The 25,695-nt window shown below is 67.0% G+C and carries 25 protein-coding genes and 1 pseudogene; 19 read left to right on the top strand and 7 right to left on the bottom strand.

Features of this window, described 5'->3' with window-relative positions:
- Position 1: 1 nt before the first annotated feature.
- Positions 2-490 (bottom strand): winged helix-turn-helix transcriptional regulator, encoded by a 489-nt coding sequence (locus tag ACJH71_RS20545; protein WP_406759831.1) that lies wholly within the window; start codon positions 488-490, stop codon positions 2-4.
- 92 nt (positions 491-582) lie between these two features.
- Here ACJH71_RS20545 and ACJH71_RS20540 point away from each other — a divergent pair, with 92 nt between their 5' ends.
- The 7 genes from ACJH71_RS20540 (at position 583) to ACJH71_RS20510 (ending at position 7,489) form a co-directional block, all read left to right on the top strand.
- A complete protein-coding gene (locus tag ACJH71_RS20540) occupies positions 583-1,773 on the top strand; it encodes a thiolase family protein (RefSeq protein ID WP_406759830.1) in 1,191 nt (396 codons plus the stop codon).
- A gap of 5 nt (positions 1,774-1,778) precedes the next feature.
- Positions 1,779-2,756: a nitrilase-related carbon-nitrogen hydrolase gene (locus tag ACJH71_RS20535; RefSeq protein ID WP_406759829.1), complete on the top strand. Its 978-nt coding sequence runs from the start codon at positions 1,779-1,781 to the stop codon at positions 2,754-2,756.
- Complete coding sequence (locus ACJH71_RS20530; RefSeq protein WP_406759828.1) at positions 2,743-3,249, top strand: DUF302 domain-containing protein; 507 nt, start codon at positions 2,743-2,745, stop codon at positions 3,247-3,249. The genes ACJH71_RS20535 and ACJH71_RS20530 overlap by 14 nt, the downstream gene beginning before the upstream one ends.
- Before the next feature lie 177 nt (positions 3,250-3,426).
- Positions 3,427-5,277 (top strand): molecular chaperone DnaK, encoded by a 1,851-nt coding sequence (gene dnaK / locus ACJH71_RS20525; protein ID WP_406759827.1) that lies wholly within the window; start codon positions 3,427-3,429, stop codon positions 5,275-5,277.
- Complete coding sequence (gene grpE, locus ACJH71_RS20520; protein ID WP_406759826.1) at positions 5,274-5,903, top strand: nucleotide exchange factor GrpE; 630 nt, start codon at positions 5,274-5,276, stop codon at positions 5,901-5,903. Before dnaK ends, grpE begins: the two co-directional genes overlap by 4 nt.
- 21 nt (positions 5,904-5,924) lie before the next feature.
- Positions 5,925-7,121: a molecular chaperone DnaJ gene (gene dnaJ, locus ACJH71_RS20515; protein WP_406759825.1), complete on the top strand. Its 1,197-nt coding sequence runs from the start codon at positions 5,925-5,927 to the stop codon at positions 7,119-7,121.
- Positions 7,118-7,489 carry a heat shock protein transcriptional repressor HspR gene (locus tag ACJH71_RS20510; protein ID WP_406759824.1) on the top strand — a complete coding sequence of 124 codons (372 nt, stop codon included), beginning with the start codon at positions 7,118-7,120 and terminating at the stop codon, positions 7,487-7,489. Before dnaJ ends, ACJH71_RS20510 begins: the two co-directional genes overlap by 4 nt.
- 67 nt (positions 7,490-7,556) lie before the next feature.
- On the opposite strand, the gene ACJH71_RS20505 is transcribed toward ACJH71_RS20510, so the two are convergent.
- The 3 genes and pseudogenes from ACJH71_RS20505 to ACJH71_RS20495 all read right to left on the bottom strand — a co-directional run bounded on the left by ACJH71_RS20505 (position 7,557) and on the right by ACJH71_RS20495 (position 10,335).
- On the bottom strand, positions 7,557-8,459 hold the full coding sequence (locus tag ACJH71_RS20505; RefSeq protein ID WP_406759823.1) for an aldose 1-epimerase: 903 nt from the start codon (positions 8,457-8,459) through the stop codon (positions 7,557-7,559).
- 2 nt (positions 8,460-8,461) lie between these two features.
- Positions 8,462-9,628, bottom strand: coding sequence for an FAD-binding oxidoreductase (locus tag ACJH71_RS20500; protein ID WP_406759822.1), 1,167 nt, complete (start codon positions 9,626-9,628; stop codon positions 8,462-8,464).
- Between the two features lie 36 nt (positions 9,629-9,664).
- Positions 9,665-10,335, bottom strand: a pseudogene (locus ACJH71_RS20495) (GAP family protein).
- Positions 10,336-10,443: 108 nt separating this feature from the next.
- Here ACJH71_RS20495 and ACJH71_RS20490 point away from each other — a divergent pair.
- A complete protein-coding gene (locus ACJH71_RS20490; RefSeq protein WP_406759821.1) occupies positions 10,444-10,920 on the top strand; it encodes a hypothetical protein in 477 nt (158 codons plus the stop codon).
- On the opposite strand, the gene ACJH71_RS20485 is transcribed toward ACJH71_RS20490, so the two are convergent.
- On the bottom strand, positions 10,909-11,529 hold the full coding sequence (locus tag ACJH71_RS20485; protein ID WP_406759820.1) for a TetR/AcrR family transcriptional regulator: 621 nt from the start codon (positions 11,527-11,529) through the stop codon (positions 10,909-10,911). The genes ACJH71_RS20490 and ACJH71_RS20485 overlap by 12 nt on opposite strands.
- 95 nt (positions 11,530-11,624) lie before the next feature.
- Between ACJH71_RS20485 and ACJH71_RS20480 the strand changes: the two genes are divergently transcribed.
- From ACJH71_RS20480 to ACJH71_RS20435, 10 genes are all read left to right on the top strand, one after another.
- On the top strand, positions 11,625-12,371 hold the full coding sequence (locus tag ACJH71_RS20480) for a nuclear transport factor 2 family protein (RefSeq protein ID WP_406759819.1): 747 nt from the start codon (positions 11,625-11,627) through the stop codon (positions 12,369-12,371).
- A 127-nt stretch (positions 12,372-12,498) separates the two neighbouring features.
- Entirely contained in the window at positions 12,499-15,045 is a 2,547-nt protein-coding gene (gene clpB, locus ACJH71_RS20475; protein WP_406759818.1) for an ATP-dependent chaperone ClpB, read from the top strand.
- A 158-nt stretch (positions 15,046-15,203) separates the two neighbouring features.
- Positions 15,204-16,421 carry a PecA family PE domain-processing aspartic protease gene (locus ACJH71_RS20470; protein ID WP_406759817.1) on the top strand — a complete coding sequence of 406 codons (1,218 nt, stop codon included), beginning with the start codon at positions 15,204-15,206 and terminating at the stop codon, positions 16,419-16,421.
- A gap of 157 nt (positions 16,422-16,578) precedes the next feature.
- A complete protein-coding gene (locus ACJH71_RS20465; RefSeq protein ID WP_406759816.1) occupies positions 16,579-17,805 on the top strand; it encodes a PecA family PE domain-processing aspartic protease in 1,227 nt (408 codons plus the stop codon).
- A gap of 72 nt (positions 17,806-17,877) precedes the next feature.
- A complete protein-coding gene (ttfA, locus tag ACJH71_RS20460; protein ID WP_406759815.1) occupies positions 17,878-18,765 on the top strand; it encodes a trehalose monomycolate transport factor TtfA in 888 nt (295 codons plus the stop codon).
- A 45-nt stretch (positions 18,766-18,810) separates the two neighbouring features.
- Complete coding sequence (locus ACJH71_RS20455) at positions 18,811-19,587, top strand: SDR family NAD(P)-dependent oxidoreductase (protein ID WP_406759814.1); 777 nt, start codon at positions 18,811-18,813, stop codon at positions 19,585-19,587.
- Positions 19,574-20,122, top strand: coding sequence for an orotate phosphoribosyltransferase (pyrE, locus tag ACJH71_RS20450; protein WP_406759813.1), 549 nt, complete (start codon positions 19,574-19,576; stop codon positions 20,120-20,122). The genes ACJH71_RS20455 and pyrE overlap by 14 nt, the downstream gene beginning before the upstream one ends.
- Positions 20,123-20,139: 17 nt before the next feature.
- A complete protein-coding gene (locus ACJH71_RS20445) occupies positions 20,140-21,033 on the top strand; it encodes a hypothetical protein (protein WP_406759812.1) in 894 nt (297 codons plus the stop codon).
- On the top strand, positions 21,030-21,743 hold the full coding sequence (locus ACJH71_RS20440; protein WP_406759811.1) for a TrmH family RNA methyltransferase: 714 nt from the start codon (positions 21,030-21,032) through the stop codon (positions 21,741-21,743). Before ACJH71_RS20445 ends, ACJH71_RS20440 begins: the two co-directional genes overlap by 4 nt.
- A 16-nt stretch (positions 21,744-21,759) precedes the next feature.
- Entirely contained in the window at positions 21,760-22,881 is a 1,122-nt protein-coding gene (locus tag ACJH71_RS20435) for a glycoside hydrolase family 76 protein (RefSeq protein WP_406759810.1), read from the top strand.
- A 20-nt stretch (positions 22,882-22,901) separates the two neighbouring features.
- Here the strand turns inward: ACJH71_RS20435 and ACJH71_RS20430 are convergent, their stop codons facing one another.
- Entirely contained in the window at positions 22,902-23,588 is a 687-nt protein-coding gene (locus ACJH71_RS20430) for a DedA family protein (RefSeq protein ID WP_406759809.1), read from the bottom strand.
- 87 nt (positions 23,589-23,675) lie between these two features.
- On the opposite strand from ACJH71_RS20430, the gene fbaA reads away from it, so the two are divergent.
- Positions 23,676-24,707, top strand: a complete 1,032-nt coding sequence (gene fbaA / locus ACJH71_RS20425; protein ID WP_406759808.1) for a class II fructose-bisphosphate aldolase — start codon at positions 23,676-23,678, stop codon at positions 24,705-24,707.
- A 72-nt stretch (positions 24,708-24,779) separates the two neighbouring features.
- Here fbaA and ACJH71_RS20420 read toward each other — a convergent pair whose 3' ends face one another.
- On the bottom strand, positions 24,780-25,613 hold the full coding sequence (locus ACJH71_RS20420) for a hypothetical protein (RefSeq protein WP_406759807.1): 834 nt from the start codon (positions 25,611-25,613) through the stop codon (positions 24,780-24,782).
- Positions 25,614-25,695: the final 82 nt, after the last annotated feature.

Below are 25,695 nucleotides of genomic sequence, written 5' to 3'. Positions count from 1 at the left end.
GTCATTCAGGACGTGGCGCCTTCGACCTGACCAGCCGTGCACCCAGTTCGCCGGGCTCGACGCGGTGACCTTCGGTGCAGCGGATCTCGACCAGCGCGTCCGCGCCGCAGTCCAGATGCGTCAGGCGTAGCCGACCGCGGTTGGGCAGGTGGCGTTGTCCCCACTGGAACATGGCCCAGACCACCGGCATGAAATCGGTGCCGGCCTCGGTCAGGACGTATTCGTCGCGGCTGCGCTGGCCGGGCTCACGGTAGGGCCGGCGGGCCAGCAATCCGAGGTCGACGAGTTCGGTGAGCCGTGTCGCGGTCGCGGCTTTGGTGATGCCAACCCGGTGCGCGAAGTCGTCGAAGCGGGTGGTGCCGTAGTAGGCCTCACGCATGATCAGCATCGCGGACTTGGTGCCGACCACCGCCATGGTCTTTTCGACGGGGCACTCGCCGATCGCCGACCAGCCATCGCGATCCGCCAGCGGGCCCTGCAGGAAAGTCATCTCCATCCACCTCACTCCTGAGTTGACTCTACTATACCCAGGGTGTATAGCTGAGTATAGAAAGCAATACTCAGATGTCAGGAGGTTGAGTGATGTCCGGATATCAAGGCCGCGACGCGGTCATCGTCGGGGCCGTCCGCACTCCCATCGGCAAGGGCAAGCCCGGCGGGGCCTTGCACGATGTCCTCCCCGCGGACCTGCTGGCGCACAGCCTGCGCGAGGTGGTGCGGCGAACGGGTATCGATCCGACCCGGATCGACGACGTCATCGTCGGTGCTGTCACACAGGTAGGCGATCAGGCTGTCAATATCGGCCGCAATGCCCTGTTGGGCGCGGGTTTCCCGGAGTCGGTGCCCGGCACCACGATTGACCGGCAGTGCGGCAGCAGTCAACAGGCAATCAGCTTCGCGGCCCAGGGTGTATTGGCGGGCGCCTACGACGTCGTCATTGCCGCAGGGGTCGAGTCGATGAGCCGCGTACCGATGGGCGTGTCGCTGTTGCCGGGCAGCAGCCCATTTGGTGAGGGGATGGCGGAGCGCTATCCGGAAGGCCTGGTGCCGCAGGGCATCAGCGCCGAGCTGATCGCGGCCCGGTGGGGTTTCTCCAGGACCGAACTCGACGAGTTCTCCGCCAACAGTCACGAGAAGGCGGCGCGTGCCACCAAGGACGGGCTGTTCGGCGATGAGCTCGCCCCTATCGCCGGCCTGACCACCGACGAGATCATCAGGCCCGGAACCAGCGTCGCAACCTTGGCGGCCTTGAGTCCGGCGTTCTACAACGAAGCGATGAAGGTGCGCTTCCCGCAAATCAATTGGGAGATCACCCCCGGAAATTCATCACCGCTGTCGGACGGCAGTGCAGCGGTGATGATTACCAGCTCTGAGTTCGCCAAGACGATGGGCCTGCGGCCGCTGGCGCGGATCCACACCACCACCGTCGTCGGGTCCGATCCGCTGTACATGCTCACCGGGGTGATCCCGGCCACCCAGAAGGTGCTGCAGCGGGCCGGTCTGAGGTTGTCCGACATCGACCTGTTCGAGGTCAACGAGGCGTTCGCTCCGGTGGTGTTGGCCTGGGCGAAAGAAACTGGCGCAGATCTGGCCAAGACGAACGTCAATGGCGGCGCGATCGCTATCGGGCATCCGTTGGGCGCCAGTGGTGCGCGCCTGATGACGACCCTCGTCAATGCGTTGCAGCACAGCGGAAAACGCTACGGACTGCAGACGATGTGCGAGGGCGGCGGAATGGCTAACGCCACCATCATCGAGCGGCTCGAGGGCTGAGGACGATGAACACAATTCGAGCCGCCGCCGTGCAGATCAGCCCCGTGCTCTACAGCCGGGAGGGGACCGTTGAGCGGGTGGTCGGCAAGATTGCGCAGCTGGCGCACCACGGCGTGCGATTCGCGGCATTTCCCGAAACGGTGATCCCCTACTACCCGTACTTCGCGTTCGTTCAGCGCCCTTTCGAGATGCGACCGGAACACCTCAGATTGATGGAGCAGGCCGTGACGATTCCGTCGCCGGAGATCGACGCGATCGCGGCGGCGGCCCGGCAGGCCGAAATGGTCGTCTCGATCGGCGTCACCGAACGGGACGGGGGATCGCTGTACAACACCCAGCTGCTGTTCGACGCCGACGGGAGCCTGCTGCAGCGCCGGCGCAAGATCATGCCGACCTACCACGAACGGATGATCTGGGGGCAGGGCGACGGCAGCGGGCTGCGCGCTGTAGACAGCACGGTCGGGCGGATCGGGCAGCTCGCTTGCTGGGAGCACTACATCCCGCTGGCGCGGTATGCCCTGATCGCCGACGGCGAGCAGATCCACTCGGGGATGTGGCCGGGGTCGTTCGCCGGTGACCTGTTCGCGCAACAGGTCGAGATCAGCGTGCGCAATCACGCGCTTGAGTCGGCCGCTTTCGTCGTGAATGCCACCGCGTGGCTGGACCCCGATCAGCAGGAACGAATCATGGCCGACACCGGGTGTCCGCCCGGTCCCATCTCGGGCGGGTGTTTCACCGCGATCATCAACCCGCACGGCGAAATGCTCGGTGAGCCACTGCGCTCCGGCGAGGGCGAGGTGATCGCCGACCTCGACTTCTCCGTGATCGACGCCCGTAAGTCCCAGATGGATTCGCGCGGTCACTACAGCCGCCCGGACGTACTGAGCCTGCTGGTGGACCGCACACCACGTGCACACGTCCAGGACCGATTCGAGCAATGGGCAGACCTCAACACCTTGGAGGCGGATCGTGTCGCAGTCTGAACCGCGTGAGACCCGGTTCTCCGGAGTCCGGGTGCGCTACGAGAGCGTCAAGAGCTATGACGAGCTGGTTGCTGCATTGCTGGCCGACGTCGGTGATCGACCCGTCCCGATCGATGACTTTCCGAAGGACTTCGTCAGTTGGGACTCTTACCGGGCGAAGGTCGAATCCTATGTTGGCCCCAGTGGATTCATGCTGTTTGCGACTTTCGACCATGGGGGCTGGATCACGAAGGCCGGCATCGACCGGAAAGTGCTGCGCGCCATCGTCGGCAACCCGTTGATCGCGATCGCCATGTTGCGCCATGACGTGACTGCGGGATTGTTCGCGCCGGTGGAACTGCTGCTTGTCGGTGAGGCGGACGGCCGCAGCAGCCTGACCTACGTCAAGCCGTCCTCGCTGATGGTCGTCGAACCCAATGCAGAGCTGCTGGCGGCTGCCGAAGAGCTCGACGCCAAGCTGGCCGTACTGGCGGAGCGGGTAGCGGACATTTGACGGTCGTTGACAGCTGACCGATCCTCCCGGGAACAAACCCGGGCTCCCTCCCGTTGACCACTTCGACAAGTTGAGTCATAAGCACTCAAGTCTGGGTTGACAGCCAAGCCGCCCAAGGAGCATCCTTGAGCGCAGTCCGCTCAGACTAGGGATATCGTCTACCAGGGAGGAACCACAATGGCTCGTGCGGTCGGAATCGACCTCGGGACCACCAACTCGTGCGTCGCAGTGCTGGAGGGCGGCGACCCCGTCGTCGTAGCCAACTCGGAGGGCTCGCGCACCACCCCATCGGTCGTCGCGTTCGCCCGCAACGGCGAAGTGCTGGTCGGCCAGCCCGCCAAGAACCAGGCGGTCACCAACGTCGACCGCACCATCCGCTCGGTCAAGCGCCACATCGGCACCGACTGGAAAGTCGAGATCGATGGCAAGGACTACACCTCGCAGGAGATCAGCGCCCGGGTGCTGATGAAGCTCAAGCGCGACGCGGAGGCCTACCTCGGTGAGGACATCACCGACGCCGTGATCACCGTGCCGGCTTACTTCAACGACGCCCAGCGCCAAGCCACCAAGGAAGCCGGCCAGATCGCCGGGCTGAACGTGCTGCGCATCGTCAACGAGCCGACCGCGGCCGCGCTGGCCTACGGCCTGGACAAGGGCCACAAGGAACAGACCATCCTGGTGTTCGACCTCGGTGGCGGCACCTTCGACGTCTCCCTGCTGGAGATCGGCGAGGGCGTGGTCGAGGTGCGGGCCACCTCCGGTGACAACCACCTCGGTGGCGACGACTGGGACGACCGTGTCGTCGACTGGCTGGTCGACAAGTTCAAGGGCACCTCGGGCATCGACCTGACCAAGGACAAGATGGCCATGCAGCGGCTGCGCGAAGCCGCCGAGAAGGCCAAGATCGAGCTGTCGAGCTCGCAGAGCACCTCGATCAACCTGCCCTACATCACCGTTGACGCCGACAAGAACCCGCTGTTCCTCGACGAGCAGCTCACCCGTTCGGAGTTCCAGAAGATCACCCAAGATCTGCTGGACCGCACCCGCAAGCCGTTCCAGTCGGTGATCAAGGACGCCGGCATCTCGGTGTCGGAGATCGACCACGTGGTGCTGGTGGGTGGTTCCACCCGCATGCCCGCGGTCACCGAGCTGGTCAAGGAGCTGACCGGTGGCCAGGAGCCCAACAAGGGCGTCAACCCCGACGAGGTTGTCGCCGTGGGCGCCGCCCTGCAGGCCGGCGTGCTGAAGGGCGAGGTGAAAGACGTTCTGCTGCTTGACGTCACCCCGCTGAGCCTTGGTATCGAAACCAAGGGCGGTGTGATGACCAAGCTGATCGAGCGCAACACCACCATCCCGACCAAGCGCAGCGAGACCTTCACCACGGCCGACGACAACCAGCCGTCGGTGCAGATCCAGGTCTTCCAGGGTGAGCGTGAGATCGCCTCGCACAACAAGCTGCTCGGCTCCTTCGAGCTCACCGGTATCCCGCCGGCCCCGCGCGGTGTCCCGCAGATCGAGGTCACCTTCGACATCGACGCCAACGGCATCGTGCACGTCACCGCCAAGGACAAGGGCACCGGCAAGGAGAACACGATCAAGATCCAGGAGGGCTCCGGCCTTTCCCAGGAGGAGATCGACCGGATGATCAAGGACGCCGAGGCGCACGCCGAGGAGGACCGCAAGCGTCGCGAAGAGGCCGACGTGCGGAATCAGGCCGAGTCGCTGGTCTACCAGACGGAGAAGTTCGTCAAGGAGCAGCGCGAAGCCGAAGGCGGCTCGAAGGTTCCCGAGGACACCCTTGCCAAGGTCGACGCCGCTATCGGCGACGCGAAGAAGGCGCTGGAGGGTACCGACATCGGTGCCATCAAGTCCGCGATGGAGAAGCTCGGCGTCGAGTCGCAGGCGCTGGGCCAGGCGATCTACGAGGCCACCCAGGCCGAGCAGGGCGTCGGTGACGCCGGCGGGCCGTCCGGTGGCGACGACGACGTCGTGGACGCAGAGGTGGTCGATGACGGAGACACCAAGTGAGCGAAGAGAACTCGCGCGAACAGTCTCCGGAGACCATCACCGTCACTGACAAGCGGCGCATCGACCCGGAAACCGGTGAGGTGCGGGAGGGTTCCTCCGGGCCGGCCCCTAGTGGGCCGGCACCGGAGGAGCCGGCCGCCGACGAAGGGCAGGCCGCCCAAGCCGACCAGGTCGCCGAGCTGACCGCGGACCTGCAGCGGGTACAGGCGGACTTCGCCAACTACCGCAAGCGGGCGCTGCGCGACCAGCAAGGCGTCGCGGACCGGGCCAAGGCCGCAGTGGTGACCGAATTGCTCGGAATCCTCGACGACCTGGACCGCGCCCGCAGCCATGGCGATCTGGAATCGGGTCCGCTGAAATCGGTGGCGGACAAGCTGACCGGTGCGCTCACCGGCATGGGGCTGACGTCGTTCGGCGCCGAGGGCGACGAGTTCGACCCTTCGCTGCACGAGGCGGTGCAGCATGAGGGCGACGGGACACACTCGGTGATCGGTAGCGTCCTGCGGCAGGGCTACAAGCTCGGTGAGCAGGTGTTGCGGCACGCGATGGTCGGGGTGGTCGACACCGTCCCGGACGCCGCGGCCGACGGCGCGGTTGTCGACGGTGACACTGCTGAAGAGAATTGACAGGTAAGGAGGTGACGCGTCATGGCTCAGCGTGAATGGGTCGAAAAGGACTTCTACAAGGAGTTGGGCGTCTCCTCCGACGCCAGCGAGAAAGAGATCAAGAGCGCCTACCGCAAGTTGGCCTCCGAACTGCATCCGGACCGCAACCCGAACAACCCGGCCGCCGCCGACCGCTTCAAGGCGGTGTCCGAGGCCTACAGCGTGTTGTCCGACGAGGCCAAGCGCAAGGAGTACGACGAGACCCGGCGGCTGTTCGCCGGCGGCGGCTTCGGGCGGCGCTTCAACGGCGGCAGCGGGTTCGGTGGCGGCAACTTCGATCGGTTCTCCACCGGCGGTGACGGCAACGAGTTCAACCTCAACGACCTGTTCGGCGCGGCCGGACAGACCGGCGGGGCGAACATCGGTGATCTCTTCGGCGGCCTGTTCGGACGCGGTGCGCAGCAACGGCCCAGCCGGCCGCGGCGGGGCAACGACCTGGAAACCGACTCCGAGCTGAGTTTCCTGGAGGCCACCAAGGGTGTGGAGATGCCGCTACGGCTGACCAGTGCCGCACCGTGCACCAACTGTCACGGCAGCGGCGCCCGGCCGGGCACCAGTCCGCGCGTGTGCGTCTCCTGCAACGGCTCCGGGGTGATCAGCAGTAATCAGGGCGCCTTCGGGTTCTCGGAGCCGTGTACCGACTGCCGTGGCAGCGGGTCGATCATCGAGCACCCGTGTTCGGAGTGCAAGGGAACCGGGCGGGCCGCCCGGACCCGCACCATCAACGTGCGGATTCCCCCCGGTGTCGAAGACGGCCAACGGATTCGTTTGGCGGGCCAAGGCGAGGCCGGCCTGCGCGGCGCGCCCTCGGGCGACCTCTACGTGACGGTGCGTGTGCGTCCGGACAAGGTCTTCGGGCGGGACGGCGACGACCTGACGGTCACCATCCCGGTGAGCTTCTCTGAGCTTGCTTTGGGTACCACTCTCTCGGTCCCGACGCTGGACGGCAAGGTCGGCGTGCGGGTGCCGAAAGGTACCGCCGACGGCCGGATTCTGCGGGTCCGCGGGCGTGGTGTGCCCAAACGTGGCGGCGGTAGCGGCGACCTGCTGGTCACCGTAAAGGTCGCGGTCCCACCGAATCTGGAGGGTCCGGCGCAAGAGGCGCTCGAGGCGTACGCGGCGGCGGAGCAGTCCAGCGGATTCGACCCGCGGGCCGGATGGGCGGGTAATCGCTCATGAGCAAATCGGACAATGCCCGCACCTTCCTGATCTCGGTGGCCGCCGAGCTGGCCGGGATGCACGCTCAGACGTTGCGGACTTATGACCGGATCGGTTTGGTGAGTCCGCAGCGCAGCTCCGGCGGCGGACGCCGCTACTCCGAGCGGGACGTCGACCTGCTGCGCGAGGTGCAGCGGCTATCGCACGACGAGGGTGTCAACCTCGCGGGCATCAAGCGGATCATCGAGTTGACCAACCAGGTTGAGGCGCTGCAGTCGCGGGTCAAGGAGATGAACGCGGAGTTGGAGATGTTGCGCGCCAACCAGCGTCGCGAGATCGCGGTGGTGCCCAAGAGCACCGCCGTGGTGGTCTGGCAACCGCGTCGCTAGCCGTTTGTCTCGTTGACTCTGCGTCCACGGCGTGCCCTACTCGCACTTTTGCGCCGTAGGCGCAGAGTCAACGGACGTGGATCGAGAATTGGGCCACGCCGGGCTGTCCTAAGCGTGCTACCGCATAGCCGCCGCGGCGCAGTGCGTCGGTAGGTGCGGCCATCGGCTCGAAGCAGACCACGTCTTCAGTGGCCGGCGCGTAGATCTGCGCCGCCGGATACCCCTGGTCGAACCGCACCTCGATGCGTCGGCCGTCGCCGGAGAGCGCGAACACCGCTCCCGGCGCCACCTCGTCGAAACCGTGATCGAAAACCTCCTCGCCCAACAGCTTTGCCGATGCCGGGTGCGGCTCGATCGCGCCGGTGGGGAGGCCGTGCGCGTCGACGATCCGCGACCGCATCGGCGGGGTCTCGACGAGCCATTGCGCCCTGGGCACACCGGGAAGCTGCAGATACGGGTGGAAACCGAAGCACAGCGGCACCGCCGTGGCGCTGGTGGCGGTGACCGTGGTACGCACCGTCAGGGTGCGGTCCGCCAGTGTGATGGCCAACTCCAGCAGGTGCGGGAACGGGAACGAAGCCAACAGGTCCGGGCGGGCCCCGAAGTCGAGTTCGGCGGTCAAGGCCGACGGCGATCGCGCGCTCACCCGCCAACCGGCATCCCCGGCCAGCGTGCCGTGGATCGGTGCGCCGAATTGGTCGGCGTGCACTCCGCCGATTCCCGGGATGAGCGTCACCTCCGTAGCGTCCACCTGGTAGCCGTTGCCGCTCAATCGATTCGCCCACGGATACAACAGCGGAATGCCCATGGTCTTGTGCTCGGCGACATAGCCGGCGACACCCCGGCGCTGGCCGAGCAGTTCCACGCCGTCGTCGCACAGTGACGTCCCGATCATGCCGGCGTTCGGGACGAACGTCGCCGTCAGCGACGACGACGGATCGGACAGTACGCAGGGCTCGAGATCAGTCATGCTCACTCCGACAATGGGTCGTGTTGAATGCGTTGTGGGGGAGCTCCTTTGGCGACCAAAGCCGACACGGTAGCCCGCGTCATCTCCGGACCGCCGCAGACCAGAATCTGGCGATCGCCCCAGCTGCCGTACCGGGTGACCACCTCCGCCAGCCGCCCGGTCTGCCGCACATGCAATCCCCGCGGCGGGGTCACGTCGGGGTAGTCGGCGGCCCATTCCGGATCGCGTGCGTACTCCGACACAGGGGTCACCGACAGCCACGGGTTGTGCGCCGCGATCTGCCACAGGGTGGGCAGGTCGTAGAGCTCGCAGGGATAGCGGCCACCGAAGAACAGGTGCACACGAGGATTCACGCCCCACCGGGTCAGGTCCATGATGATCGCCCGCAGCGGGGCCAAGCCGGTGCTTCCGGCCACCATCAGCACGTCACCGGCGTCGCGATCGACATGCAATCCGCCGTGGGGACTGGACAGTCGCCACCGCTCGCCGGGCCGTGTTTCGTTGACGATGGCGGTGCTGACCAGACCGGCGGGGACCGCGCGGACGTGAAACTCGATGGCCCCGGTCTGGTCGGGGGGCATGCTCGGGCTCAAGTAGCGCCACGATCGCGGGCACTGCGGCACCTCGACTTTGACGTACTGGCCCGGGTGATAGGGCAGCGGTTGGTCCAGCTGGATCCGCACGACTGCCATGTCGCGGGACACCCGCAGGTGCTCGACGACGGTGCCGTCCCACCACGCCGGGCCCTCTTCGGCGTCGGCGGCCCCGCCCATTACCCCGATGATCAGGTTCAGCGCTTCGCGGGCGGCGTCGTCGATGGCTGCGGTCCACCGGTCGGCCAACTCGTCACTCAGCGTAGCCAGCAGCACTCGGCCCACCACCTGGTAATGGCGTTGCGTCACACCGTACTTGCGGTGGTCACGGCCCAGTTGAGCCAAAAGCGCCACGGGTTCCTGGGCCCGTTGGGCGATGAATTCGCCGAGCACCCAGCTGATGGCATGCGCGAAAGCGGACCGCTGGGCGGTCAGGTCGGCGGGGAACAGGTCACGCACCGACGGGTCGGTGCCGAACCATCGGGTGAAGAACTGCGCGACAACACCGGAACCGTCGGATGGCACGGCAAACGCGTCATGCAGCACGCGCAGCGCATCGCGATCGTCCAGTCCCACGGCCGCGATCTTAATGCTGGCCGGCGGCGACGCCGGCTATAGCGCGTGAATACCGTTGTAGACCACCATCGCACCGATGAGGACTAGGACGACGGCGGTCAGCGCGGCGTGCTGCTGCTCCATCCAGTTCTTGAGCCGGTTCAGTGCCGGGTCGAGTCGGTCGCTGGCCGCCAGGTAGCCCAGAATCGGGATCAGCACCGAGGATGCGGAGAGCACGACAAAAAATACGGCCGCGGGCCAACTGTCCTCTCTACTCAGTCCGGCGCTGCCGATGGCCAGGCCGGCCGCCGCACACATGAACAGAACCTCGGGCCGAATCACGGCGAGCGCCGCGGCCGTCAGGCCCGCGCGGAGCGGGGACATCGAGGTGAATGAGCGCATCCAGCGCGGCATCTCGCCGTGCCCGTGCCGGGTCGCCCACCGGTAGACGCCGAACGCGATCAGCACCGTACCGACGACGATCCGCAACCAGGACGCCCAGGTCGGCGGGGTCGTGTGCAGTCCGCCCAGCAGTCCGGATATCGCGATGAAGGCGGCGTCAGGGCCGCCAGGCCCACCAGCCAACCGAGCAGGAAGGCCAGTCCGGTCTCGCGCGGGCGTGCGGTGTGCAGCACCAGTACGGCCGGGATGACGGTGATCGGCGAGAGGGCCACCACCAGCGCGAGCGGTATCAACGCGGTCCATAGCGAAGCCAGGCTGGTCGTCATAGCTGCACCGTATCGGACCGGGCGGCGCGTGCCGGGTCATGCAGAACCACACCCTTGCTAGATACCCATACGGGGTATAGGTTCACAAGATACCTACGGAAGGCGGAGATGTCACCCACGTCAGAATGTCGCGACCGGCCCCGCTCGTCGAAGCCCGCCGGGCGCCGATTCGGGGCGGCGGGAGTGGTTGCCGCACTGACCTGCACGCTGGCCTGTTGCCTGCCGGCGATCCTGGTGGCGCTTGGCGCCGGCGCATCGGTTGCGGCCGGTGCGGGGCACGCCGGGCACGGCGCCGGCGGATCCCAGGGGTGGCTCGCCACTGTGCTCGACACGCTGCACCGGATCAGTCCTGTGCTGCTGATTGCGTCGATCGTGCTCGTCGCGGTTGCATTCGCGCTGCGGCGTCGCGCGGCAGTGCTGCCGGCGCTGATTGCCGGTGTTGTGCTCTACCTCAGCGTGCACGGCCAGGACGATCCCCTCGTCATGTACGCGGGGATGGCTCTGGGCTACGGCGCCTGGATCGTCCTGTACCTGTGGACGCGTCCGCGGCCCGGCGCAAGCTCATGTCAGAAATCAACTCTGTGATGGGCTTGCCAGGCTCAGCTCGGCGCGCACCAGGTCTGCTGCGAACTTCACCAGTTCGGCACGGCTGACGTGCAGACGGCCATCGGCCCAGTCGAGAACCAGCGTGGTGAGCGCTCCGGACAGGGCGCTGGCACTCATGGCTTGTGCGGCGGTGGCGGGAGACGAATTGCCGGCGCCGGATGTGCCGATCAGCGCGCCCAGTAGGCCAGGCAGGACATCGGCGCGATGATCGGCCAACAGGGTGCTGGACTGCGGCTCGCGCAACAGGATCCGGAGCCGACGGGGATCCTCCTCGAAATAGGCCGTCGCCCTGTCGAGTGCCACGCTGATCGGAGCCGCTTTGCCTGCGACACCGGCCATGGTGGCAAGCAGCTCGGCATTGCAGTGGTCGTACACGGCCAGGATCAGCTCGTCTGTGTCACTGAAGCTTTCATAGAAGTAGCGAAGGCTGAGCCCGGCGTCGCGGCATGCCGCGCGCATGGTGACCCCGGCCGTGCCCCCGGTGCCCAGCAGCTCCACCCCTGCCTCGATCAGCTGAGCTCGACGTGCTTGGGACCGGGCATCGTGGGTCTGGCCGCGCCACACCCGCGGCGCCCTTTCGCCACCCATGCGCACCTCCGAATCGTGGGGACGCTTGAGGATACGTTCCCGGGCCTGCTTACATAGAGGAATCAGGCGATTCCAGTTGGTCGGAGGGTTGGGATATGTTCGACGAAGCGCTATTTCGGGAGGCGATCACCAAGCCGAGGCTGCGTCAGCCGTTGCCGGAATTCCTTCCCGGCAACAGGGCCGGCGGGAAGGTCAAGGTGCTCACCGAACCCGAGCTCAATGCCATGACCCAGCAGTGGTTCGTCGACCTGGACCGCAAGATCGCCCACTACGCCGACCGCGGGATCGACGTGGCTTTCGCGGCCGAATGGGCCAAAAAGTATTGGTGGAGTTGGCTGATGCGGGACATGTCGCTCAACCACGAGCTCTATGTCCCAGACCTGCGCTACAAGGACCCCACCACCTTCGGTCGGATCATCGTCGGGCTTGAGGAATTCGAGCGCTACAACTTCTCCTTCCTCGACGCCATCCCGGACTGGCGCTACGACCCCCTCCCCGGGCAGGTGTATTTCGACGTCACCCCGGAGGGTGAGACCCGGATCGTCGTTCGCTACATCGGCAGTGGGCACTTCAGCGGCACCCTGCGCTTCTACCCCTACGACGAGTCGGCCCCGGCGATCCACGGTGTCGGTACCTTCGTGCAGTGCACTGCGGTGGACCGCTACCACTTCAACACCGACGGGCTGATGTATGAGGGGGAGACGCTGTTCGACCTGCTCGATGCCACCCAGTCGGCAGGAGTGCTGCCCTCGGACGACAGTTGGTTGTTCCGGGCGTTGATGGGCGCCTCCCGGTTACCGCGGTTGGTTCAGAACGCGCGTCGCACGCTGCGCCTGGGCTGAGGCGGAGCGCCGCTCGGCAGAAAAATAAACTTGAGCGGAACAGACTCAACCTTGACGGCGTTGAACAACACGACAAGCATTTTTGGCGGGACCTTCTCGGCCCGCTCTGACCCCGAATGGAGGTGTCGTGGACTCGTTCAACCCGACCACCAAGACGCAGGCAGCACTGACCGCGGCTTTGCAGACGGCCACCGCCGCCGGCAACCCCGAAATCCGGCCCGCGCATCTGTTGCAGGCCCTGCTGACCCAGAACGACGGGATCGCCGCGCCGCTGCTGGAGGCGGTCGGTGTGAACCCGGCGACGATCCGCAACGAAGCGCAGCACCTGATCGATCTGGCGCCGCAGGTCGCCAGTTCCAACGCGCAACCGCAGCTGTCCCGCGACTCCCTGGCCGCGATCACCGTGGCCCAACAGCTGGCGACCGAACTCGACGACGAGTACGTCTCCACCGAGCACCTGATGGTGGGGCTGGCCACCGGCGACTCCGATGTCGCCAAACTGCTGACCGGCCACGGCGCTTCACCGCAGGCGTTGCGGGAGGCGTTCGTCAAGGTGCGTGGCAGCGCTCGGGTCACCAGCCCCGACCCGGAGGCCAGCTACCAGGCGTTGGAGAAGTACTCCACCGATCTGACCGCGCGTGCCCGCGAGGGCAAGCTGGACCCGGTGATCGGCCGTGACACCGAAATCCGCCGGGTGGTGCAGGTTTTGAGCCGGCGCACCAAGAACAACCCGGTGCTGATCGGCGAGCCGGGCGTCGGCAAGACCGCGATCGTCGAGGGCCTGGCCCAGCGCATCGTCGCCGGCGACGTCCCGGACAGTCTGCGCGACAAGACCGTCGTCAGCCTGGACCTGGGCTCGATGGTGGCCGGGGCCAAGTACCGCGGCGAGTTCGAGGAACGCCTCAAGGCCGTGCTGGACGAGATCAAGAACTCCGCCGGGCAGATCATCACGTTCATCGACGAGCTGCACACCATCGTGGGCGCCGGTGCCACCGGCGAGGGCGCGATGGACGCCGGCAACATGATCAAGCCGATGCTGGCCCGCGGCGAGCTGCGGTTGGTCGGCGCCACAACGCTGGAGGAGTACCGCAAGTACATCGAGAAGGACGCCGCCCTGGAGCGTCGTTTCCAGCAGGTCTACGTCGGCGAACCGTCGGCCGAGGACACCATCGGCATCCTGCGCGGACTCAAGGACCGCTACGAGGTGCACCACGGTGTGCGCATCACCGACTCCGCGCTGGTGGCCGCGGCCACTCTTTCCGACCGCTATATCACCGCAAGGTTCTTGCCGGACAAGGCCATTGACCTGGTCGATGAGGCCGCGTCGCGGCTGCGGATGGAGATCGACTCGCGGCCCGTGGAAATCGACGAGGTCGAGCGACTCGTGCGCCGGCTGGAAATCGAAGAGATGGCGCTGAGCAAGGAATCCGATGACGCCTCCAAGGACCGGTTGGAGAAGCTGCGCAGCGAGCTGGCTGATTACAAGGAGAAGCTGGCGCAGCTGACGACCCGGTGGCAGAACGAGAAGGGTGCCATCGACATCGTCCGCGAGCTCAAGGAGCAGCTGGAAGCGCTGCGCGGCGAGTCCGACCGAGCCGAGCGCGACGGCGACCTGGCCAAGGCTGCCGAGCTGCGCTACGGGCGCATTCCCGAGGTGGAGAAGAAACTCGAAGCCGCGCTGCCCAATGCGCAGGCCCGCGAGGATGTCATGCTCAAGGAAGAGGTCGGCCCGGACGACATCGCCGATGTGGTGAGCGCCTGGACCGGCATCCCCGCCGGCCGGCTGCTGGAAGGCGAGACCGCCAAGCTGCTGCGCATGGAAGAGGAGCTCGGCAAGCGCGTCGTCGGACAGCACAAGCCGGTGCAGGCCGTTTCGGATGCGGTGCGGCGCAGCCGGGCCGGGGTCGCCGACCCCAACCGGCCCACAGGCTCGTTCCTGTTCCTGGGTCCCACCGGCGTTGGCAAGACCGAGCTGGCCAAGGCGCTGGCCGACTTCCTGTTCGACGACGAACGGGCCATGGTCCGCATCGACATGAGCGAGTACGGCGAGAAGCACTCGGTGGCTCGCCTGGTCGGTGCGCCCCCCGGCTACGTCGGCTACGACCAGGGCGGTCAGCTGACCGAGGCGGTTCGCCGCCGGCCCTACACCGTGGTGTTGTTCGACGAGGTCGAAAAGGCTCACCCGGACGTGTTCGACGTGCTGCTGCAGGTCCTCGACGAGGGCCGGCTCACCGACGGACAGGGCCGCACCGTGGACTTCCGCAACACGATCCTGATCCTGACCTCCAACCTGGGGTCCGGTGGCTCCGAAGAGCAGGTGATGGCCGCGGTGCGGGCGGCGTTCAAGCCGGAGTTCATCAACCGGCTGGACGACGTGCTGATCTTCGAGGGCCTGGACCCCGAGGAACTGGTGCGGATCGTCGACATCCAGCTGCAGCAGTTGGCCAAGCGGCTGGCGCAGCGGCGGCTGACCATCGAGGTGTCGCTGGAGGCCAAGAAGTGGCTGGCCCAGCGCGGATTCGACCCGGTCTACGGGGCACGTCCACTGCGGCGGTTGATCCAACAGGCGATCGGCGACCAGCTGGCCAAGATGTTGCTGGCCGGCGAGGTGCACGACGGTGACGTGGTGCCGATCAACATCAGCGCGGACGGCGAGTCGCTGGTCCTGGGCTGAGATTCCCCTCACGATAAGGCCCCCCGGAAGCAGTTCCGGGGGGCCTGTCGTTGTCCAGCGCTCCTTTGCGGATGCGGTGTCGAAGCTGATCGGTTAGCCTAGCGGTTACTGAGAAATTCCGGTGTATTCCTGCACCGTTGTTCATCCGGAGGGTAGCCATGTCAGCTCGTCGCCATCGCCTAGCGGGTGCCGTCGGTGCCGTGGGGGCGGTCCTGGCATTGGGTGCGCCCGCACCGGCCGCTCAGGCTGACTGGGACGACCTGTTCCAGCCGATCATCGACGCGATCAGTTGGGTTGACCCCGGCCTCGCCGCAGACACCGACCCGGGTTCTGCGCTGTCCTCGTTGGACACCCTGTTCAACGGCTGGTACCAGGACCTCGTCTACAACCCGCTCAACAGCATCGCGCCGTGGCTGTTCGGTGACGCCCTTCCTGGCAGTGCCGTTGCCTACGGCCCGGACAGTGACAACCTGCCCGACAGCTTCACCGTCCCGATGGAAGTCAATCTCAACACCCAACCGGTGATCAACGTCTCGGTGGGCGGCGGCGCACAGACCGAGGTGCTGGTCGACACCGGCGCCGCCGGGCTGGTCATCCCGATCTGGAACATCAACCCGTTCGGCATCACGGGCCTGCCCACCGGTTTCAACATCGGTCAATTCGGCGGTGCGCTGAATTACTTCTATCTGGAACTGCCCACCACGGTGACCTTCACCGGTGAGAACGGCGACACCCTCACCGCGGACACCACCGTGGATGCGGTGCTGTTCGCGTTCCCGGCGGACTTCAACCTGTTGGGCCCGTGGTCCATTGAGAGCTACCTGGCCGGCTCCTCCACCGGAATCTTGGGCATCGGACCCAACGCGCTCGGACCCACCCCCGACCACATTCCGACCGCCGATCTGCCGGGCAACCTCGGCAACGGCGTGCTGATCGACCAGCCGGGCGGCAAACTGATCTTCGGGGACAACCCGTATGAGGGCGGAACCGTCATCCAGGGTGCACCGTGGGCGGACCTGAAGGTGCAGCTCAATGACGGACCGCTCACGAATGTCCGCGGGGTGATCGACTCCGGCGGGGTGTACGGCACCATGCCGTCCTCGGCGCTCGGGGGCATCACGCCGACCGCCGACGGAAAGCTGCCTGACGGGACGATCATCTCGGTCTACGCCAAGGACGGCACGACGCTGCTGTACGAGTACAAGGTCAACTCGATGCTCCCGTCGCCAACGGATGAAGCCACTCGCAGCCCGTTCGTGGTGGGCGGTAACAACATGAACACCGGTAACTGGCTCTTCGGCCAGCAGCCCGTCTACATCAACTACGGCGTACCCGGCGGGCAGACCATCATCGGCGGCACCCCCATCGAACCCTGATGAGGTGGTGGCCGGGAGTCGGGTGAGCTTCCCAACCGATTTTTGGCTCTTTCTTGGCTGAATCCCCTGGTGTTCTGCGCCCCTGGGTGGGTTAGCTGACCGCGGTTGGTTACGGCTCAGCGGGTGTCCGTGACCTCACGCGGGGGAGGTTTCGGAGATGGCAGCTCGTCGACGGATGATCGGTGTCGCCGCGGCGGCCGGGGTGTCCCTGGCGCTGGGAATTCCCGCGCCGCCGGCTCACGCCGACATCGATGACCTGTTCCAGCCCATCATCGACGCCCTCAGTGCGATGGACCCCGGTATCGCCGCAGACACCGACCCCGGTTCCGCCCTGGCCTCGATGGACACGCTGTTCGACGGCTGGTACCAGAACCTCGTCTTCACCCCGATCAACGATCTTGAGCAGTGGATCTTCGGTGGGGCCGCCGACGCGAGCGTGGCCGGCAGTGCCGCCGCCTCCGGCTCAGATGTCAGCATCCCGGACAGCTTCACCGTTCCGCTGCAGATCAACAGTGATACCGAGCCGGTGGTCAACGTCTCGGTGGGCGGTGGCCCGGAATCGTCGGTGCTTGTCGACACCGGCTCGGCTGGTCTGGTCATGCCGATCTGGGACATCAACTGGTCCGGCATCAACTGGTCGGATCTCTCCGGGCTCCCCACCATCCAATATGGCGAGTACGGCAACTCGCTGGGCTATCTCTATACCGAGCTGCCCACCACGGTGGGCTTCACCGACGCCGCCGGGGACACGGTCACCAGCGGCACGACCGATGTCGATGCCGTCTTGTTCGCGTTCCCGGTCAGCCTCACTTCCCTGCTCAATGGGGACTGGACTCTCAGTTCTTACCTCGGCGGCAACGCCGACGGCATTCTGGGCATTGGGGCGAATGCCGTCGGTCCCAGTCCCGGCAGCATCCCGACCACCGCGCTACCGGGTGCGCTCGGCGACGGGGTGCTGATCAACCAACACGCCGGCACCCTGACGTTCGGCGCCGACCCGCTGACCGGCGGAGTCACGGTCGAGGGCTCGCCGAATGCGCCCCTGTACGTGTCGTTCGACGGAGGCCACACGGCCACCCAGGTGAGCTCGGTCATGGATTCCGGCGGGGTGAACGGGACGATCCCGGTAAGCCTGACGAACGGAAGCGCGGGAGACGTACTGGCCCCCGGCCAGCAGGTCAGCGTGTACACCGGCGACCCCACCAAGGGCGGCACCCTGCTGTACGACTACACGGTGAATTCGACCTCGTCGAACAGCCCGACGATCGTGTCAGGTAGCTCGATGAACACCGGTAACTGGCTGTTCCAGCAGAACGAGGTATACGTCTCGACGGCCGGTGACGGGTCCATGCACATCGTTCCGAACAACATCGTGACGCCGTAGCGCCGCGGTGATACAGGGTTGTGACCTGAGGACATTCGTCGATCGCGCCGGAGAACAGATACGCTAGGCCCAATGGTCCCGCTTTGGTTCACGCTGTCCGCGCTGTGTTTCGTCGGCGCGGCGGTATTGCTGTACGTGGACATCGACCAGCGGCGCGGCCGCAGTCGGCGCCGTAAGTCCTGGGCTCGTTCGCACGGTTTCGACTTCGAACCGGAATCCGCCGAGATCCTGCACCGCTGGAAACGCGGCGTGATGTCGACGGTGGGCGAGGCGCCGGTGCGCAATGTCGTGCTCGGCCAGATCCGCGGTGAGGCCGTCTACATCTTCGACCTGGACGAAGTGGCGACGGTGATCGCCCTGCACCGCAAGGTCAGCACCAACGTGGTCGTCGACGTGCGGCTCAAGGGCCTCAAGGAGCCGCGCGAGAACGACATCTGGCTGCTCGGGGCCATCGGCCCGCGGATGGTGTACTCCACCAACCTCGACGCGGCGAGGCGGGCCTGCGACCGGCGGATGGTCACGTTCGCCCACACCGCCCCGGACTGCGCGGAAATCATGTGGAACGAGGCGAACTGGACGCTGGTGAGCATGCCCATCACCAGCACCCGCGCCCAGTGGGACGAGGGACTGCGCAGCGTCCGCCAGTTCAACGACCTGTTGCGGGTGCTGCCGCCGAACCCGCGGCGCCAGCCCGCCGAAGCCGCTGCCGCCGCAACGGGCCGCCGCAACGGCCAACCCAGCCGTCCGCTGGGCTCGTCGGCGAGTGCCGCGGAGGCGGCGGACGACAGCGAAGCCGAGCAGCTTCCGTCGGCGCCGCGAGCTGCCACGCCGGCACCGGGCAACGCCGCCTCGGCCGCCGAGCCGCAGCAGCGCCGCCGGACGAGCCGAGATAGTTCCTCGGACGTGCTGCACGCACCCGGCGGTCGCAACGGACGCCAGACCGCGCACTATCAGCGCTGACATCCGACGACGGCCGACACCGCCGGCTTCGCTACTCTGACGGGCATGTCTCGCCCCGTCGCCGTGGTCACCGGGCCCACCTCGGGGTTGGGCGCCGGCTATGCCCGCCGCTACGCCGCCGACGGATATGACCTGGTCTTGGTCTCCCGCGACGTCGAGCGCCTGGAGACCCTGGCAACCGAACTGCGTGGCAGCCACGGCGGTGCCGTCGAGGTGCTGCCCGCCGACCTGGCCGACGCCGCCGGCCGCGCCACAGTGGCCGAGCGGCTGCGCGCCGGGGTGCGGGTGCTGGTCAACAACGCCGGGTTCGGCACGTCCGGTGAGTTCTGGACCGCCGACCCCGCCCTGCTGCAGTCGCAACTGGACGTCAACGTCACCGCGGTGATGCAGCTGACCCGAGCCGCGCTGCCCGCGATGGTCGAGGCAGGCGCCGGCACCGTCATCAACATCGCCAGCGTCGCCGGGCTGCTGTCCGGACGCGGTTCGACGTACTCGGCCTCGAAGGCCTGGGTGGTGTCGTTTACCGAAGGACTGGCCGGCGGCCTGCAGGGCACCGGCGTCGGAATCCACGTGGTCTGCCCGGGCTATGTGCACACCGAGTTCCATGAGCGCGCCGGGATCGACATGGCCACGTTGCCGTCGTTTCTGTGGATGGAGGTCGACGACGTGGTCGCGGCCAGTCTGGCCGACGTCGCGCGCGGTGAGGTGGTCAGCGTTCCGGGTCTGCAATACAAGACATTGGTAGGCGCCAGTCGGCTCATTCCGCGCGGGCTTTCGCGCACGCTGACCAACACGTTCGGGAGGGGCCGTGGCCGCACTTAACAACGACGAACGCGATGAGCTCGCCGCGCTGGTGCGCCAGCTTTCGGTGGTGCACGGCCGCGTGACGCTGTCCTCGGGCGCCGAGGCCGACTACTACGTCGACCTTCGTCGTTCCACCCTGCACCATCGCGCCGGCGCCCTGATCGGGCGGTTGGTCCGCCAACTCACCGATGACTGGGACTACGCCGCCGTGGGCGGCCTGACCCTGGGTGCGGACCCGGTGGCGACCGCCGTCATGCACGCCGCGGGCCGCCCGATCGATGCATTCGTGGTGCGTAAGTCGGTGAAAGCCCATGGCATGCAACGCCTTATCGAAGGGTTCGACGTGGCCGGCCAACCGGTTCTGGTGGTGGAGGACACCAGCACCACCGGTGGGTCGGCGCTGACCGCGGTGCGCGCCGTGCGTCAGGCAGGCGGACACGTCGTCGGCGTGGTCACCGTGGTCGATCGCGCCACCGGCGCGGCCGAGGCCATCGAGGCCGAGGGCGTGCCGTACCGCAGTGTGCTCGGCCTGGCCGAGCTGGGCCTGGACTGAACACCCCGAGGACGGTCGTGCGGAGACTCATCGCGCTGATATCGGCGTTGGCCGTCACCTGCGCCGCGGCCTGCTCGGGCTCCGGCCCGACCGGTCCCTTCGGTGCCGAGGGCGCCCGAATCGGTTCGGAGATCACCGTTCTGGGCTGGCAGATGACCCTGTCCAACCTGCGCTGGGAGCTTGACTACGCGCTGATCGACGTCAAGGCCCAGGTCGCCGACGCCGACGGGGGACACGCAGCGCCCGGCGATCTGCGGTTCGGGGTGTATGGCACCCCCGCGCACCCGGTCGAGGTCACCGGGGTGGGCAGCTGCAAACTGCTGGGGGAGTTCGTGCCGACACCGTTGTCGGGCAAGGAATCCGACCGGTTGAACGGGACCGTGTGTCTGGGTCCGCTCAAAGAGCGCAGCGCGGTGCGCGGGGTGTATGTCTACTCACCCGCCGACCGGATCAAAGACACGACGGTGGCCTACGCTGCCGCGTTCCCGGTGGGCCTGGCGCCGGTCAACCCGGGTGACACCGGTCTGCTGCTCACCGCGCAGGGCGTGGCGGCCTATCGGGCCGACGGCGTGCCGCTGGCGCCGACGGCCCTTGGCGACCCAAAGGCGTTCACCGGCAACGGTTATATGGTGCTGAACCTGTCCGTCGACGCGGTGGCTACGCAGTACCGCGACGACGCCCAGGCGCGTGGTGGACCGTTGATGCTGATCGCCGGGCCGTCGACGCCGATGCCTGGGCTGGGGGCGGACTGCGTCGCGGCCGGGTCGTCGGTGTTGATCCTGCCGGAGGCGTCGCTGAACTCGGTGCACGTGCCGACCTCGCTGTGCACGCACGGGGAGATCAACGCCGCGCTGCTCTACCCCTCGGTGTCGGTGGTGGGTACGCACGCCGCCGTGTGGACCACCTCGTGAACGAGTCGTCGGACCATCCCGATTCATGCGGCGGTCCCAGCTTCGCCTCTCCTCCGTCGAGCCTCGCTGAACCGCCGGGCCCTACCGAGTGGTTCTCGCCGGCCAACGGCGTCGGCCCCTGGCAGGGACCACCGCCGAGCGACTCCCGCTACGACCCGGAACTGCTGCGCGAGGGTGACCGCCGCAACGTCGTCGACGCCTACCGCTATTGGACCCGCGAGGCGATCGTCGCCGACATCGACCGCCGCCGGCACCGGCTGCACATCGCGATCGAGAACTTCGGGCACGACGCCAACATCGGTTCGGTGGTGCGCACCGCTAACGCGTTTGCTGTGCACACCGTGCACATCGTCGGGCGTCGGCGTTGGAATCGGCGCGGAGCCATGGTCACCGACCGCTACCAGCGGCTGGCCCATCACGAAACAGCCGCCGATCTCCTGGAATTCGCTGCCCAGCAGGGGCTCACCGTCGTCGCGGTGGACAACGTGGCCGGGGCGGTGCGCCTGGAGCAGACCGCCCTGCCCGTCGACTGTCTGCTGGTGTTCGGCAGTGAAGGCCCCGGTATCAGCGACGAAGCTCGTGCCGGCGCGGACCTGACGGTGTCCATCGCCCAGTTCGGCTCGACCCGCAGTATCAATGTCGGGGTGGCCGCCGGGATCGTGATGCACGCCTGGATCAGCCGTCATGGCCACCTCGATCAGGCCTGGTAGGGCAGGATCAACGGCTATGGATCTCCTCTGGGCGAATCGCGCCGAAAGCGCCGAAGCTGCCGTCATCGCGAGGCATCTCAAGTCGCTCTGGCATCTGCCAGGCACCCAGCTCGGTGTGGTCGCCTGGCCGCCGATCCGGCGCGCCCCGCACTGGCACTACTGGTGGCAGGCGCACCTGATCGATTGCCTGGTCGACGCCCAGCTGCGTGACCCGCAACCCGAACGGGTGACCCGGATCAAACGGCAGATCCGCACGCACCGTCTGCGCAACGTGGGCCGCTGGACCAACGCCTACTACGACGACATGGCCTGGCTGGCGCTGGCAATCCAACGGGCCTGCCTGGTCACCGGCCTCGACCGGCACCGTGCCCTGGGCACCCTGACCCGCGAGCTGACCGACTCATGGATGCCCGAAGCCGGCGGCGGCATTCCATGGAGGAAGGAGCGTAAGGACGCCGAGCCCCCCTTCTTCAACGCCCCCGCCAACGGTCCGGCCGGGATCTTTCTGGCCCGCGAGCCCGGGTGGCTGGAGCGCGCCCAGCAGATGGGCGACTGGATCGACGCCACCCTGATCGACCCGGACACCGACCTGGTGTTCGACGGCATCAGGGAGGGTTCGCTGGTGCGCGCCGAGTACACCTACTGCCAAGGCGTGGTGCTCGGGCTGGAGACCGAACTGGCGGCGCGCACCGGAGCGCAGCGGCACGCCGCTCGCGTGCACCGGCTGGTGGCCGCGGTCAGCAAGCAGATGGCCCCGGGCGGGGTGATCAAGGGCGCCGGCGGCGGCGACGGCGGGCTGTTCGCCGGGATCACCGCCCGCTACCTTGCGTTGGTCGCCACCGCGTTGCCGGGCGAGTCCGCCGCCGACGCGCAGGCGCGCGACACCGCCGGCAAACTGGTGCTGTCGTCGGCGAAATCGGCGTGGGATTACCGGCAATCGGTCGACGGGCTGCCGTTGTTCGGGGCGTCCTGGGACCAGATCGCCGAGGTGCCCCGGGCCGACGGCGCGGTGGCCACTTCCATCGCCGGTGCGGTGCGTGAGTCCGAGATCCCCGAACGGGACCTGTCGGTGCAGTTGGGCGGCTGGATGCTGATGGAGGCTGCGCACAACGTCGCGGCCGGCCCGCCGGCTCGTTGACTCTGCGCTGAGGGCGCGGTCTACTCGGACTTTTGCGCCGTGAGCGCAGAGTCAGCGTCGACAGACGGGGCGCGGCGGCTGCGGTAGGCCTTCGCCGCGGCGATGAACGCCGGGATCATCGACACGAACAGGATCACCAGGATGATCTTTTCCAGGTTCTCGTGGACGAACGGCACGTTGCCCAGGAAGTACCCCAACGTCGTCACCCCGGCGCCCCACAGGATGCCGCCGACAATGTCGAACGCCAGGTACACCGGGTAGCGCATGTAGGACACTCCCGCCACCACCGGCACGAACGTCCGGACGAACGGCGCGAACCGGGCCAGGATGATCGCCCACGGCCCGTACTTCTCAAAGAACGCGTGCGACTCGGTGACGTAGTGCTTCTTGAAGAAGCGAGAGTCTTCCTTTTTGAACAGCGCCGGCCCGATCCGCCGGCCGATGAAGTAGCCGCACTGATCGCCCAGCACCGCCACCACGGCGACCGCGGGCGCCAAGATCCAGATGTCGGGGGCCAGCCCCTTGGCGGCCAGCAGGCCACCGGTGAACAGCAGTGATTCGCCCGGCAGCAGCGGGAACAGCAGGCCGGTCTCGATGAAGACCACCACCAGGATGGCCGGCAGTACGGCGCCGTGGAAGATGCCCCCGGCACCCAGCCAATACATCGGGTCCAGCAGGCCCGGCATCGCGACCGCGGTGGTGCTCATGACGCACCAACATACCGGGGGCCACCGGTGAAACCGCCCCTGCGATACTCGAGGGCAGTTTCGGACAGCTCAGAGGAGAGAGTTCCCATGCCCATCGCCACCCCCGAGATCTACGCCGAGATGCTGGGCCGCGCCAAGGAGAACGCGTACGCATTCCCCGCGATCAACTGCACGTCGTCGGAGACCATCAACGCGGCGATCAAGGGCTTCGCGGACGCGGGCAGTGACGGCATCATCCAGTTCTCCACCGGCGGCGCCGAATTCGGCTCCGGCCTGGGCGTCAAGGACATGGTGACCGGTGCGGTGGCGCTGGCCGAGTTCACCCATGTGATCGCCGCCAAGTACCCGATCAACGTGGCCCTGCACACCGACCACTGCCCGAAGGACAAGCTGGACGGCTTCGTGCGGCCGCTGCTGGCGATCTCAGCCGAGCGCGTCAAGGCCGGCGAGAATCCGCTGTTCCAGTCGCACATGTGGGACGGCTCGGCAGTGCCGATCGACGAGAACCTGGACATCGCCCAGGAGCTGCTGGCCCAGGCCGTGGCCGCCAAGATCATCCTCGAGGTCGAGATCGGCGTGGTCGGCGGTGAAGAGGACGGCGTGGAAGCCGAGATCAACGAGAAGCTCTACACCTCGCCCGAAGACTTCGAGAAGACCGTCGCCGCCCTGGGCGCCGGTGAGAAGGGCCAGTACCTGCTGGCCGCCACCTTCGGCAACGTGCACGGCGTCTACAAGCCGGGCAACGTCAAGCTGCGCCCGGACATCCTGGCCGAGGGTCAGAAGGTGGCGTCGGCCAAGCTGGGCCTGGCCGACGGCTCCAAGCCGTTCGACTTCGTCTTCCACGGCGGCTCGGGCTCGCTGAAGTCCGAGATCGAGGAGGCGCTGCGTTACGGGGTGGTGAAGATGAACGTCGACACCGACACCCAGTACGCGTTCACCCGCCCGCTGGCCGCGCACATGTTCACCAACTACGACGGCGTGCTCAAGGTCGACGGCGAGGTGGGCAACAAGAAGGTCTACGACCCGCGTAGCTACCTCAAGAAGGCCGAGGCCGCCATGACCGAGCGCGTCATCGAGGCCTGCAACGACCTGCACAGCGCCGGCAAGAGCCTGGCCTGAGTCGTTGACTCTGCGTCCACGGCGGGAAAGTTCGAGTAACCCCCGCCGTAGGCGCAGAGTCAACGAAGCATGCTAGCTGCCGTGCGACTGGCAGATCTTCCACTGGTCGTCGCGGAACTGAAGGTCGAAGCTGCGGGTTGAGCGGACCCGCGGCTCGTAGGCCATGAAGGCGGTGACGTTGGCTTCGGCTTGACCGTCGTTGACCACCACCTCGTCGATGCTGGCGACCACCGGGTACTGCTTGGCTGCCGCAATCCGGCGGTAGGTGTCGTCCCAAGCCTTTTGGTCGTAGTTGACGTAGCGGTCGCGGATGTCGCCGCAAGTCAGGCTGCGCAATGCGGCCAGGTCACCGTTCTGCATGGCGACGTCGAAGTTCTGAATGGTGGCGCGGACGTGCTCTTCCTGCGAGGCGGCCTGCCGAGTGTCGCGAGTAAGCCACAGCGTGCCCAGCACCGCGATGACCGCGAGCGCCAGGATGATCAGGATCACCGCCATCACCCAGCCCCAGCTGCGGGAGACGGTAGAGGGCAGTTTGCCGCCGACCCGAGCCGGAATCTGTTGCGGGATGGCCTTTCCCGCGTCATCGCTTTGCTGGGCGATCAGTTCGGTGTCCGCATCGCCCACCGACGGTATGACTTCGGTGTGCCCCGCGTCGAACCCGGGTGCGGTGAACCGGCGCTCCGGTGATCCATCGGGCCCGGGTTCCTGGGGCGTGGCCTCGGTGGTGATCACCTCGGTGACGGCGTCGGCTTCCGCGGGTGTTTCCGCGAGGATGGCCGTCGCGGTCTCGTCGTCCGCTGAGGTGACGGGCTGGATCTCGGTGACCTGATCGTCGCCGTCGGGTTGCTCCGTGGGAGCGGCGTCGTCGGTCGGCTCGGTGGCATCCGGTTCCGGTGGGTTTGGCATGAGTGGCTGATCCTCCAATGTCCGCCGGCTGTTTCGGATCGGCTGCCGCTAGTTTACTGAGCGAGGCGCCGGCTTGCTGGAG

This window comes from Mycobacterium sp. SMC-15 (assembly GCF_045310925.1).
Lineage (GTDB): Bacteria > Actinomycetota > Actinomycetes > Mycobacteriales > Mycobacteriaceae > Mycobacterium.
Note: the sequence above shows the minus strand (reverse complement) of the source record. Positions and strands in the feature narration are given on the sequence as shown.

Excerpts from the sequence above, each read along its gene's own strand:
- dnaJ (WP_406759825.1), top strand. The coding sequence starts at position 5,925 with ATGGCTCAGCGTGAATGGGTCGAAAAGGACTTCTACAAGGAGTTGGGC.
- ttfA (WP_406759815.1), top strand. The coding sequence starts at position 17,878 with ATGGTCCCGCTTTGGTTCACGCTGTCCGCGCTGTGTTTCGTCGGCGCG.
- ACJH71_RS20430 (WP_406759809.1), bottom strand. The coding sequence starts at position 23,588 with ATGAGCACCACCGCGGTCGCGATGCCGGGCCTGCTGGACCCGATGTAT.
- ACJH71_RS20455 (WP_406759814.1), top strand. The coding sequence starts at position 18,811 with ATGTCTCGCCCCGTCGCCGTGGTCACCGGGCCCACCTCGGGGTTGGGC.
- dnaK (WP_406759827.1), top strand. The coding sequence starts at position 3,427 with ATGGCTCGTGCGGTCGGAATCGACCTCGGGACCACCAACTCGTGCGTC.
- ACJH71_RS20485 (WP_406759820.1), bottom strand. The coding sequence starts at position 11,529 with ATGGGTGGCGAAAGGGCGCCGCGGGTGTGGCGCGGCCAGACCCACGAT.
- ACJH71_RS20480 (WP_406759819.1), top strand. The coding sequence starts at position 11,625 with ATGTTCGACGAAGCGCTATTTCGGGAGGCGATCACCAAGCCGAGGCTG.
- ACJH71_RS20505 (WP_406759823.1), bottom strand. The coding sequence starts at position 8,459 with ATGACTGATCTCGAGCCCTGCGTACTGTCCGATCCGTCGTCGTCGCTG.
- ACJH71_RS20465 (WP_406759816.1), top strand. The coding sequence starts at position 16,579 with ATGGCAGCTCGTCGACGGATGATCGGTGTCGCCGCGGCGGCCGGGGTG.
- ACJH71_RS20535 (WP_406759829.1), top strand. The coding sequence starts at position 1,779 with ATGAACACAATTCGAGCCGCCGCCGTGCAGATCAGCCCCGTGCTCTAC.
- ACJH71_RS20490 (WP_406759821.1), top strand. The coding sequence starts at position 10,444 with ATGTCACCCACGTCAGAATGTCGCGACCGGCCCCGCTCGTCGAAGCCC.
- ACJH71_RS20470 (WP_406759817.1), top strand. The coding sequence starts at position 15,204 with ATGTCAGCTCGTCGCCATCGCCTAGCGGGTGCCGTCGGTGCCGTGGGG.
- ACJH71_RS20435 (WP_406759810.1), top strand. The coding sequence starts at position 21,760 with ATGGATCTCCTCTGGGCGAATCGCGCCGAAAGCGCCGAAGCTGCCGTC.
- ACJH71_RS20510 (WP_406759824.1), top strand. The coding sequence starts at position 7,118 with ATGAGCAAATCGGACAATGCCCGCACCTTCCTGATCTCGGTGGCCGCC.
- ACJH71_RS20420 (WP_406759807.1), bottom strand. The coding sequence starts at position 25,613 with ATGCCAAACCCACCGGAACCGGATGCCACCGAGCCGACCGACGACGCC.
- ACJH71_RS20540 (WP_406759830.1), top strand. The coding sequence starts at position 583 with ATGTCCGGATATCAAGGCCGCGACGCGGTCATCGTCGGGGCCGTCCGC.
- ACJH71_RS20545 (WP_406759831.1), bottom strand. The coding sequence starts at position 490 with ATGACTTTCCTGCAGGGCCCGCTGGCGGATCGCGATGGCTGGTCGGCG.
- fbaA (WP_406759808.1), top strand. The coding sequence starts at position 23,676 with ATGCCCATCGCCACCCCCGAGATCTACGCCGAGATGCTGGGCCGCGCC.